Annotated in this window: 12 protein-coding genes and 1 tRNA gene; 8 read left to right on the top strand and 5 right to left on the bottom strand. The window is 46.6% G+C overall.

Translation table 11 applies throughout. The features are described from left to right. Positions 1 to 35 precede the first annotated feature (35 nt). A tRNA-Arg gene (locus SynRS9907_RS02680) sits at positions 36 to 109 on the top strand. Positions 110 to 206: 97 nt separating this feature from the next. On the opposite strand, the gene SynRS9907_RS02675 is transcribed toward SynRS9907_RS02680, so the two are convergent. Continuing rightward, the gene (locus SynRS9907_RS02675) at positions 207 to 479 is read right to left on the bottom strand and encodes a DUF3303 domain-containing protein (RefSeq protein WP_188022323.1); all 273 of its coding nucleotides are present in this window, start codon (positions 477 to 479) and stop codon (positions 207 to 209) included. A 69-nt stretch (positions 480 to 548) separates the two neighbouring features. On the opposite strand from SynRS9907_RS02675, the gene SynRS9907_RS02670 reads away from it, so the two are divergent. From SynRS9907_RS02670 to SynRS9907_RS02645, 7 genes are all read left to right on the top strand, one after another. Beyond that, positions 549 to 788: a hypothetical protein gene (locus SynRS9907_RS02670; protein ID WP_255445967.1), complete on the top strand. Its 240-nt coding sequence runs from the start codon at positions 549 to 551 to the stop codon at positions 786 to 788. 120 nt (positions 789 to 908) lie between these two features. After that, positions 909 to 1112: a hypothetical protein gene (locus SynRS9907_RS02665; protein WP_188021725.1), complete on the top strand. Its 204-nt coding sequence runs from the start codon at positions 909 to 911 to the stop codon at positions 1110 to 1112. Between the two features lie 1263 nt (positions 1113 to 2375). Then, complete coding sequence (locus SynRS9907_RS02660) at positions 2376 to 2573, top strand: hypothetical protein (RefSeq protein WP_188021724.1); 198 nt, start codon at positions 2376 to 2378, stop codon at positions 2571 to 2573. 456 nt (positions 2574 to 3029) lie between these two features. Then, positions 3030 to 4109, top strand: a complete 1080-nt coding sequence (locus SynRS9907_RS02655; RefSeq protein ID WP_223157669.1) for a hypothetical protein — start codon at positions 3030 to 3032, stop codon at positions 4107 to 4109. Beyond that, complete coding sequence (locus tag SynRS9907_RS02650; protein WP_188021722.1) at positions 4070 to 4708, top strand: calcium-binding protein; 639 nt, start codon at positions 4070 to 4072, stop codon at positions 4706 to 4708. Before SynRS9907_RS02655 ends, SynRS9907_RS02650 begins: the two co-directional genes overlap by 40 nt. Positions 4709 to 4718: 10 nt before the next feature. Continuing rightward, positions 4719 to 4850, top strand: a complete 132-nt coding sequence (locus SynRS9907_RS13975) for a hypothetical protein (RefSeq protein WP_255445966.1) — start codon at positions 4719 to 4721, stop codon at positions 4848 to 4850. A gap of 869 nt (positions 4851 to 5719) precedes the next feature. Continuing rightward, on the top strand, positions 5720 to 8296 hold the full coding sequence (locus SynRS9907_RS02645; RefSeq protein ID WP_188021721.1) for an Ig-like domain-containing protein: 2577 nt from the start codon (positions 5720 to 5722) through the stop codon (positions 8294 to 8296). A 1287-nt stretch (positions 8297 to 9583) separates the two neighbouring features. On the opposite strand, the gene SynRS9907_RS02640 is transcribed toward SynRS9907_RS02645, so the two are convergent. From SynRS9907_RS02640 to SynRS9907_RS02625, 4 genes are all read right to left on the bottom strand, one after another. Further along, on the bottom strand, positions 9584 to 9901 hold the full coding sequence (locus SynRS9907_RS02640; RefSeq protein WP_188021720.1) for a DUF3288 family protein: 318 nt from the start codon (positions 9899 to 9901) through the stop codon (positions 9584 to 9586). Positions 9902 to 10464: 563 nt separating this feature from the next. After that, positions 10465 to 10749 (bottom strand): hypothetical protein, encoded by a 285-nt coding sequence (locus SynRS9907_RS02635; protein ID WP_115010338.1) that lies wholly within the window; start codon positions 10747 to 10749, stop codon positions 10465 to 10467. An 81-nt stretch (positions 10750 to 10830) separates the two neighbouring features. Continuing rightward, positions 10831 to 11037, bottom strand: coding sequence for a hypothetical protein (locus tag SynRS9907_RS02630; protein ID WP_114988190.1), 207 nt, complete (start codon positions 11035 to 11037; stop codon positions 10831 to 10833). Positions 11038 to 11192: 155 nt separating this feature from the next. Next, positions 11193 to 11708 (bottom strand): hypothetical protein, encoded by a 516-nt coding sequence (locus SynRS9907_RS02625; protein ID WP_188021719.1) that lies wholly within the window; start codon positions 11706 to 11708, stop codon positions 11193 to 11195. Between the last annotated feature and the right edge of the window lie 53 nt (positions 11709 to 11761).

Below are 11761 nucleotides of genomic sequence, written 5' to 3'. Positions count from 1 at the left end.
CTGCTTCGAAGCAGCCTGCCAAGATGTGTTCGCTTGCTCCCTTAGCTCAGCTGGATAGAGCAACTGCCTTCTAAGCAGTCGGTCGATGGTTCGAATCCATCAGGGGGCGTGTACGACGAAGCCATTTCAACGAAAACGTCTTGGAATGGTTCAAACGGGTTTTGGAGCCCCCCTGAGTGTTGAGGAGCATTGCTTCCATCAGACGATCAGCTGTAGGCCTTGGCAATGAGGGGGCCAGCTTGCTCATCTGACAGCACTGGGGTGACCTCCCAGTCGAGGCACTCGGCCCACTCCGCGGCGTGCTCGTAACAGGCATCGGCTTTGTCTGCCTCCAAGAGAATCCAGCGTTCAACAGAACCAGGTGCATGCCAACGCTTCCATAACGTGCACTCGGGGAAAGGCGCACCCGTAGCCAGGAACTTCTTAGCAGCGATTTCGTGGTAGCCGGTCTTGAACGACCAGTGCATCAAAAAGGTCATGGAAGGTGTTGAAGCCAGCGAACATGCCCACAGGCCAAACAGCTTGTCTGTGAGGGCAAACACCGCGGTATGGAACGCTGCAAGCTTCCCTCAATCGTCGTCAGCAATCGTCTTGCATCCAGCGTCATGCGCGGTTACATGGGAGCCATGCAGCGAGATGGCGAAATGCCGGAGCTTCTCAAGCGTCAGATTGACCGCCTGGAAACCGCCATTGAGCTTTCGACTGACTGGCTTGAAATTCAATACCTGATGGTTGAGCTCGATCAGCTCAAGGCTCTGTATGAGGAGGAGGAATCAGAGGCTGCATAAGCGGGTTGAGACCTCAGCCTCAGAGCACAACCCCATTGGGGTCAGCAACACGTCAGGCCAGCTTGTTCGGCGTTATTGATCCAACCCTGCCAGCGTGGGGGATCACTGACGTTCCATGGCATGAATACCGAGCAACAGGCGGAACTCGAGCGCCTCGAACGAGTGCTTGCGGTGGCCAAGCGGAACAGGAACGAGCTGTTCATTCAGAACATCGAACGGGAGATCGCCGCAGTTCAGCGGGGTGAACACTCCCCTCTCATCGAGGAATACCTCACAGAAGAAGAACGGGCATCAATGGGCGTTGACAACCAGCCCGATGCTTGAAACCAACTGAAAGGCACGCCATCCCAACAATCGATCGTTCAGACCCTCAAGGCAATGCGCCTTAATGCTGATGACTTTGTGCCAGAAAGGCACAAAACTATGGGCATCGAGATCGGAGGGGCCCATGACGGACGACACTCCACCCCAGCAGACCGAAGAAGCAGACTGACTTTCTGGCCCCTGCTCCAACAGTCTCAACAATGACCTGGGTTGGTCCTTTGGTGGGCACGCAAGGGTCCGCCATGCCAATCGACGCTCCACTTGCACCGGTTCAGGTGCCCTCGGAGAAAACGACCCAACACCTCGAGCCCATGGCCCCAGGGCGCCTCGAGCCAGACGCTTCGACCTTTCACGTTCAGTTCCATTGCCATGGTGATCCCCAGGGGCAATACACGGACTGATTTGGTGGACTGCAATGCATAAACGAACGAACCAGGCCGTCTCTTCCACCAGGGAGGGACGGCCTCCTCTTTGAAATGATGCAGTCCTTGTTGTCTGTGGGGCGGAATCATTCAAGTGCAGTACACCCATAGCATGTACGACTGACAAATACCCACGAGACCCGCATTGTCTTACTCCTGACGAGAGAATTGATTACGGCAACGTGCACCAATGCCCCTCATACCTTCCGGAACTTGACATCCGAAGACATTCAACAGCTTGGAATAACACAAGATGGAAGAGCTGCTTTTAGGCCGTCTTAACTCATTTGTGACTGCTGCAAGGAAGGACAGGCTTCTAGTTCGGACTAGTGGCTAAAGCAACAAGCAATTTGGGGGTGGGTGGATGGCGAACCCAAAGTGTCGCTCACTTGAGGGAAGAGAAAGCCAGCACATACCCTTGGGCTGACCAATACACGCAAAAAGATCAGCTATATGTATTGGTGTTTTGTTCTCAATAAGTTAGCGAGATGCCCTCCTAAAAACCACGGGCAAGTCACTTCAATAGATCCACAAATAGTCACAATCGTCTAGCGGTAGACCACATTCCTGAACTTCTAGCGACTGACCACTTGCTGGCTCTATGCCCTGTCGCTGGCTACAGCATTTTTTTTGGGGGGGGATATTCCCGCTACACAATTGAAGGCGCCACTGTTAACAAGAGACGCCCCAACACCTCAGTTACCATCATTTGAACCAGTAACATCTGCCGCTGAAAACGTTTTGTCGTGCGGCATTGAGCAACAGTGGCACAACAAGGAATAGCAACGATACAGGTTTCCGACCCAATGGGTCACCTTCGAGCCCCATCGGACTTCGGCCAATGCATCTCGGCAACCCCTACCTGAGCCATTTACCTCTTGGTGAATACCTCCTGAAGCTCAAGTCGCTTGTTTACTGGGTTGCCGTAAAACCTGAATTATCTAACGACATTCACTTATTAATGCGCAACAGGAAGAGCCGCCTCAGGAGAATGCGCCGAGCGAGTCAACAAGCTTTAGGGAATGATCCTGAGCTATGAGTCCAACACCGCATGTCTTGCTCATGCGAGAAAGATGCGTGAGGCCTGAAAATTACAGAGGTCCCGGTTTCTTAAAAAGGCTTAGGCAAAGAATGACGACGAAGTGGATGAAACCAGCATCGACTGCAAAGAACAACTGAGCTGGTCAACCAGACGAAGATGAAGGCGGACCGACAGGCGATAACGCTGAACACCCCTATCGTCGATGTTTATACATACCTCCGACTCGATCACAGATCAGGCATTGGAAAGCAGCCATCTCAGTAAAGGCGTACGCCGTCGAGACTCAATACATCCTGTCAGATCATTGCCCAAGGGAGCACACAGATCAGAATGTAGACTGATTAATCGAATTCATTTCTAGGCCTGAGAGCATCATTTCCACTGACAAAAGGAGCCAGACCCAAAAGACTTACAAATACTTGCGACTCGAGAGATAAATCATTAAACTGTGACTTGAACACTTTGTTGACACATTTGCCAGCAGACAACATCGCTCTTTGGGTCTCTGCTGCTGGCCTCGAGCCTCCTTATTACCATTTTTATACCGACTCAGACGGCAGCCAAGAACTCAGCAAACTTATCTTCAATACGAACAACAGTCATACCTTCTATCGACTCAACGAGGAGACCTCGCATCCCTTCTTTATTTCAGACATCGGTTATAAGCAAACGTCCTCTGATGCAATCCTGATCACAGGTGACGGAACCCCTTCAACAGGTATTACTGGCGATCAAACCTTCAAAGTTGAATTTGTCGAAGCAGCGGGTGCCATTGAGGAGCTCCTGTATTACTGCACAAGCCACACGAGCATGTTGGGTGAATTTATAGTTTCAGCCGCTGAAAATCACAACCCAGGCATATCAACCGCGCACGATGAAATCAACAGATCAACAGCAGCCAGCTCGATTAACTTCAGCGACAATTACACCAAGTCCTACAAAGCTGAACTGAAATTCTTGCAGCAATATCCAAAAGAGGATGGCAGAATTAAAATAACTTTTGAACCTGATAATGGCCGGCCCAATGTAGATGATAGTGACCCAACTGCTACTTACCAACACATTGCTGGATTGAGTTCTCCATACGCCGTATCGAGCCCAGCAGCACCGGGAGCTAACGCCAGAACCACCCTGGTTCCAAGGGATTCAATTGGACAGCATCTCAATGGCTCCGCCGGTGGGACGATTGAATACATTCATCCAGATGCAAGCGGCGAAAATACGGCAACGCGGGTACATTTTTCGTTAAACAATATTGGACACGTTGTTAGCATCGATGAGCCAGATCTCGCGCGATTAAACGCAAATTCAAATATTGATCGGGGCATCAATACCACCTCTGGCTCAGATGCCGTAGCCGGCGATGATTATAAGCAGTTTCTAGAGATTGTGCCAAGCGAGACAAGCGAAGGTGGGCTCTCCGTATTCTTTAGTGGTACAACAGCAACTGGCGATACATTTTACATCCGATCACTGCATTCGGCTTCTATCTCATGGGCCGAGAGCAGAAGCGTGACGTCATCCTTGAGGTGACTGACATACACAACAACACAATTCTTGAGTATTTGACAGTTGAACCAACAGCAGCCAATACAGCGGTTGTTGAATACATCTCATTTGCAGTAGAAGAGAATGATGCACCCATCGCCTCGATCTCTCTGATAGAAGAATTTAACGAGGAGGCCGGCTCAAAACGCGACATCTTTAGCATCAATGATCTAAGCATTGCTCCAGCCAAGGAAATTCTATTTCTTCATTCAATAGACGATATCTCAACCCAAAAAAGCATCAAGAGCTTCACGCTAAATAAACCAGTTTTTCTCGGCAATCAAGATGTTTATAGCGTAATCACTGGAACCAATAAAAAGGATAAAATAACTGGTACTCCAAAAAGCGAAATACTCTCAGGGATGAAAGGTAAAGACATACTCAAAGGCGGTAAAGGTGCCGACGGATTCCTCTTCCATCCTTCAGGAAAATTTGGCAACAAGCACACAGACCTAATTAAAGACTATGACTCTTACGAAAGAGATTCAATATTATTAGACAACGATCATTTTGATCGTTGTCTAATAATATTGAATTCAAGTCTTGCAGCAGCAAGAATAAAACGAAAAAGCAGCACGGAGTAAAAATGATTTTGTGTATGACGATAAAAAGGGACTTCTTTACTTCAATGAGAATGGCAAACAAAAAGGGTGGGGTGATGGTGGTCTATTTGCCAAACTACAAGGTGGACCTGAGTTAGGTGCTGATGATTTCACCATTGTCTGAATTGCGATTACGTTGTTAAATACAGTTATCAAATGATTCTGCAGCCGGCAAGTGGTTGAGCAGAACAGGACCCTGCTGGATGCATCAGCAGCACACGTCGTTTTTAGATGGCCGTCGGCATTTCCGGTAGGTGATCTCTTAAGCCAGCTTTAAATTCAAACTGCAGAGAGAAGGCCACGCAACTTCGGTATCGACCAAGCTTTAGAACGGGGCCACAAAATGTTTACGTTCAAGAGCCTGAAGTACTCCTTCAGTTCGTACGGTTGTCCGTCTATATGTTAATTTTGCGCGCCTTGATTACAGCGAGTGCAGTATCGAGGAGCTCCAAACAGGTTGCTTGATCGTCTTCGAAAAAACAATCTGAGTAGAACTTACAAGCGAAATAAACAATTATAGCCAAGAGCCCCTTTCTGTTCAACATCTTGGGAAGATATCAGTCAACAGGCAGCGTTGAACAAGTTGATGACACTAGTTTCAACCTCGGAAATTCAAAAAGGCGTTGGAATCACGGGATCACTGGCAACAATATTCACCTCAATCACATCTTCCATGAACAATGTTCGCTTGGTATGAACGCCATAAATAGATAGATTGCAGTGGAAATAAGTAAGGGCTACTAAAAAAGACGCACTGTTACAAATACAGCTTAAGACCGGAGGACCAAGTACAGAAATCAAAGACAAGTCTTCCTCTCATGCATGGTCCTAATTCACCCGACTAGAAGCAGCTATTCTGGAATATATCTTCTCAAAAACAGACACCCAATTTACTAATTTCACCAATACCAACTGCACGAAACAGAAAGCCTCAAGGTGGCATCACAACAATATGATGATATTAGAACAATTCAGCCCAGCCCCCCGAACTAGGTGTATTATAACCCAGAAACGCAGTCACCCACAATGGCAAAAGCTAAAATCACTGATATTTTTGACAATTTTGGTGATATTGTAGGCATTTTAAAAAGTGGCCAAAGTTCAGACGATCTAAAGCCAACTCTTTCAGGAACTCTTTCCAAGGGCCTTAAGAAAAAAGAAGAGCTTCACATATTCAATGGTGATGAATTCCTAGGCCAAGCAAAGGTTAAAAAGAAAAAGTGGGATTTCACTCCAAAATCTGCTTTAGATGAAAACGAAACATATTCCTTCAAGGCAATACATGTCAACAAAAAAGGAAAGCAAACTAGTACATCTAAATCTTATATCTTAACTTTAGACAACGAAGATCCTACTCTTGTTATCAGCAATAATATCGATGGTATTGCGAAAGGGGATATCACTTTTGATCTAAATTTTTCTGAGCCCATTGATATCAAAGAGAAAGATATCAAAATTAAGGGAGGTAAAGCTGGAGACTTTACTGGCTCTGGTGCCAATTATCAATATGTCGTCACACCCAATGACAACTCTAAAGGCACTGTTTCCCTCTCAATTAATAAGGGTAAATTCGCTGATTTGGTTGGCAATAAGAGTGCCAAGAAATATTCAACTAAACAAGAATATGACACGAAGGAAGCAGACATTAAACCTCCTACTTTTGAAATTATTAGTGATTCTAAAGGTGTTACCAATGATAACGTTACCTTCGATTTTATTTTCTCAGAGGAAGTTCAAGGTTTTACATCTAAAGATGTGAAAATCTCTGGAGGTAGCAAGAATAAATTCTCCGGTTCTGGTGATAGCTACACTCTCATGGTCTCTCCTGACGAAAACTCCGAGGGCAATATTGTTATCAAAACTAAGGCTGGAATCGTTACCGATTTAGCTGGCAATAAAAACACTAAAAAACAAACTTTTAAGCAGGCTTTCGATACAAAAGCTCCAACATATAAAATCTCTAAAAATGGCGATAAAATTATAAATGGAAATATAAAATTTAAATTCGATTTTTCCGAAAAAGTCGATGGATTCACGTCCAAAGATCTTAAGATTTCAGGAGGAACCAAAGGTAAATTCTCGGGTTCTGGAGACAGCTATTCTGTGATCGTTTCCCCTGAAAAAAATAAGGAAGGAAATATTGTTATCAAAACGAAAGCTGGTATGGTTGAAGACTTGGCTGGTAATAAAAACACCAAAGGTCAAACAATTAAGCAAGCTTACGATACTAAATCCCCTACTCTTGAAATTACCAAGAATAAAGATGGCATCACAAGCGAAGATGTAAAATTCGAATTCCTCTTCTCTGAAGATATTGAGGGATTTAATTCTAAGGATATTAAGATCTCAGGCGGCAGCAGTGATAAGCTTAAAGGCTCTGGAAACAAATACAAGCTCACTGTTACTCCTGACAAGAACAAAGAGGGAAATATCACTCTGAAGGTAAATTCCGGAGCAGTGTCAGACTTGGCTGGCAACGAAAATGACAAGGGAGCAACTATTAAGCAAGCTTTTGACACTAAGTCTCCCGAGCTCAATATTATTTCAAACTCAGATTCTAACGACGATGTAACCATCGAATTCCTCTTCTCTGAGGATGTCGAAGGATTTAAGTCTAAGGATATCTCCATTACTGGTGGTACAGCAGGCAAATTCTCGGGTTCTGGTGGGTATTACAAACTTGTCGTATCCCCAGATGAAGATACAAAGGGATCCATTGATATTAAAGTTGCGAAGGGAGCTGCATCTGACTTTGCTGGTAATTCGAACGCTGTTAAGTCTGAGTACTCCCATGATTACGACACACGTATAGCCCCGAGAGCGAAAGACTTTGTTGTGCCATTGGAGGCCCAACTAGAGGATACTGTTGCTAAAGATCTTAATTTCGGTGTTGTTTATTCTGAGCTTGTCAAAGCTAAAGATTTCCCTGAGGGATATTTCAGTGCAGACAACTTTAAAATCAAAACCGTTTCCATTGATGGAGGTGATGACCTCTCTCCTTCTGAAGCTGGCATTACAGTTAATAGCGCTGGTTTCATCAAGATCGATACTTCAGTCGATGCTTATCAATACTTGAATGGTGGTGATGAAGTTGATGTGGTTACCAAATTTAAGGTCACTGCCAACAATGGATTATCTGATACAGGTACAGTTACTTTCAAGGTCGCAGGAGTTGATGAGGAAGATGATGGTACCCATTTGCCAGGTTTAGCGAAGAATTTTGTTTCTCCACTACCACCTCAGCTGGAAAATACAGTAGTCAAGGATCTTAACTTTGGCGAAATCTATTCAGAATTGGTTAGAGCTAAACGTTACCCAGACGGTACTTTTACTGCAGACAGTTTTGAGCTCATGGATGTTACGATCTTTGATACGATATTGTCACCATCAGAAGCGGGAATTACAGTCAATAAAAGTGGCTCTATTAAAGTCGATACAACAGGTCCCGCTTACGAGGACTTAAATGATGGTGAAATAGTTGATGTTGTAGCAACATTCAAAGTTACTGACGATGTCGATCAATTTGATTTCGGTACAGTAACCTTCCAAGTCCTAGGAGTCACGGACTAAGATTTAGAGACTTATTGAAATAAAGCCAAGAATAAGGCTAATTTCAAGCTTCAACCAAATAGTCCCCATCAATCGATTCTTGAATCGATTGATGGTTTTTTTATGAGATTCAAAGAAAATTTTATACAGCAGTGAAGAGAATTCAATCCATGTGATCGCAAAATCACTTCTTCCCGAGAATGTAATTTGAGAAAATACTATTGATCAACCAACAACATGAAAAATCCTACTATTGGCGCATGATATACCGATTGCATTAAAACAAAATACCAATGTATATCTCTATCCGATACAAGACACAGGCATTGACCCTGATGCCATCTCAAATGATTATCAATCCAATGGTGCTTTTGGCAGCAAAAAATTACTCTCGGTGACTGGCTAACAAACTCTTTTTGCGACATATATGCCAACTTTCATTCAATAGATTGATGCATTGTTGATTAAGCTTGAATCACGATTGAAACGAGGATGCATGAAAATAGTTTAGACAAATTTTAGGATATAGCCTTCTCAAGGCGAGATTAGAAACTGGGGCATACATTTAATCTTCGAATAAAAATATTGAGCTGAACATCCTCATGGTTAAGACCAATCACTCAAGACTTACACGGAAACTCTGAAGCAAACACTGCTTTATTGGTTCGTCGCGGGAAAAATGCAATCAAATCTAAACTTTTTAAACTATATTGACAGATATTTAGCATATAGCAATGCTTGTCATCCCAACCATAGAGTTTGCCTGCAATGGCATAAACATAAAACAGCAAGCGGCGCAGGAGCGCTACGTGCGTGTTCTTGCAATAGCAAAGCAGAACGAGAACGGGCTATTCATTTAAAAAAACATCGGCCGCGAGATTGCCACCATTCAGCGTTGTTACTACCTCCCACCCGACCCTCATCAACACCTTCCTCACTGAGGATTGAACAGGCCATCAGGGCAATACGTCTAATGCTAAAACTGTGTGCCCAACAGGTAGAAAACTATAAGCATCGTGATCGGAGAGCCCATGACGAAGGACACCCAACTTGCGCCTTCTCAGCTCCCCCCGGAGAAAACGACCAAACACCTCGAGCCCATGGCCCTAGGGCTCCTGGAGCCAGATGCTTAGCGCCCTTCTTCTCCTTATTTGAAGCAGATTTTTAAAATAATGCACACTAGAGAGTTAAGCCGTATTTCCATCGGGGGTTGCCTCGCTGTTTGGATGACCAGCAATTAGACAACACCAGTCCAATCTCATCTCAGACTCCTCTTTAAACACCTAAAAACGGCCATGCAGGCAATTTTCAAGCTTCTGCATCCTCAACATCGGCCCCAGAACCAACACCCTCTGCCACATTTTCCTGCCCTGGCCGCCAACCACTCTCCCAGATTCCACGCGTCTTGAGGTTCAACTCGTTGCGCGAAAGTCCCCATAGTGTGAGACATTTCTGCAGATCATCACGAATGTCTTCAGCGCCAGGAAAATCCGCATATCGCGAAAATAACGCGGCAATGGTTGTCAACTGCTGCGGGCTTGGTTCGCCCTCATGACCCAACACAGCATCGATTTGGTCGCGATCGATGGCGTAGAGCGGATGGGTTTGTTGCGTGTCGTCAGTCATCCGCCGATCATGCCCGATTGGAGGGGTAAAGCGACTGTTCAGAGCATGAACAGCAACAACAGCATGAGAAGAGCCACCACCGTCAACAAGAGCACCGTTGCAGGCCTCGGGTCTATGGAGCGCAAGGCCCGAACTCCACAGCGGCGGCATCGACTTCCACGCACCATAGACATCAGCTCAATACTTGATTCGTTGGAAGGAGCAAGATTTGGAGAGATCCTAGAGGGCCCCATTTAGGGCTCAGACGACAACGAGATCGAGCCGATGTGGTGAGCATCAGTCGAGCTCCCAGCACTCAGACCCACGACTGGTGAGCAGGCAGACAACGTGCTTTTCCTCGCTGATCAGGCGATACGTGTGCCCATCAGCATCACTACGGGCACGGGCATGCCAGAAGGCATTGTCTTTGGAAGCGTGTTCGGCACGATTGGACCAACCATCAACTGTTAGCTCTTGAACCGCAAACATGCGCCTGACTCGAACTGAACAAAGGCTCGAGGAGCACGCACGTTCTGTGCAGGATCAACAGAAACTCGTTGGGATCGCTTGATCAGCTGTTGTAATCAGCGCAAGGCCGAGATTTTGTCGACACTGGAACCAACTTCCTCAATAGAAAGACGCTCAGCTGAGGCGTCATTTTGAAGACGAAAGAGAAAGCCATTCACCCAAGCTGTCTCTTTATTGTTGACCTCATGGCCACGGTCAACGAATCCGGGCTGCTGCTGGAACAGATGCAGGAGAATGGTTAGAACGTCCTGCGGCGAAAGATTTTCTGGGTCAATCGATGGCAGTTGATCCCTTACATCCAGATACGACATTGACCCGGTGGTCGCAACATCAAAGGCCACTGTCGACTTGCACGCATGATCAGTCCATCCAAACAAAAAGCCCCACCGAAGTGGGGCTTCATCCCTTGAATGAAACAGGGATCAAAGCCAATTGGCACGCATGGCCTCGTAGGTCACTCCTCGGTATTTCAACTGAGTTGGAGCAACCTTCTCTTTCGCCAGCTTGACGGGAGAGAGATGTGCAGAGGTGTAGTCGCCGGATTCAGATCCGCGAGCCACGGCCTTTTTAGAGCTGTTGCGGAGCTGCACGCGCAGCTCACGCTCCTTCAGAAGCTGAAGAGCATTCATGGTGTTCCTCGTAGAAAGCTCAGGCCCCGTTCCATGCCCTGAGTCGAACTGCGCTTCGCTGTGTAGCGAAGTGAACGTTTGTAGCAATTGCTACAAAATAAATATAAGGCATCCAAGTCGAGTTGCGCTGTTCATCCCGTTACAGCCAGAGGCCATTAAATCAAGTTCAACCGCAAAAGCTGCGCCAATGCGAGCGAATTGTGGTCGTCTTCGTTGGTCGTTCTCAATTCAAGGTTGAAAAAGAGCGCTGATGGCGCCTGAACAAAAGGGCCTGCATGCCACGTTCCCGGATGCAGCTTGAAGGCTTCACCGGCCTGAAACTTGATCAGAGCGATAGAGGATGCGGGGGGCGGACAGCCGGAATCCGTGGAAGGGGCCATGGCCAGCCACCAGGGCTGAGCATCGGCAGATCCCAGACACTGACTCACGCGATGGTGCCGCGTCATCGACTTGAGCACAGGAGGCCGGCGGCGGATCCGCATCACGTAAAAGCGCGGTTGACCATCTGCAGCGAAATACAGATCTGCATCCGCTGAACCGAACAATGCAGGATCACTCTGCGGACGCAACAAGGTGCCACAGCGCTCCAGCCGAGGCGAGTCCGATGCAATCGGCGTCAGGCTCTGGGTTTCCTCATGATCCATCCCGTCAGGATATGAAAACCAGCCCATGCACCCGCGCAACAAATGGTGCCTTCGGCCACTGACGGCAGGGTCGGAACTCC

This window comes from Synechococcus sp. RS9907 (genome assembly GCF_014279615.1).
Lineage (GTDB): Bacteria > Cyanobacteriota > Cyanobacteriia > PCC-6307 > Cyanobiaceae > Parasynechococcus.
The sequence above is the reverse complement of the archived record's forward strand: the minus strand, read 5'-3'. Positions and strand labels throughout refer to the sequence as shown.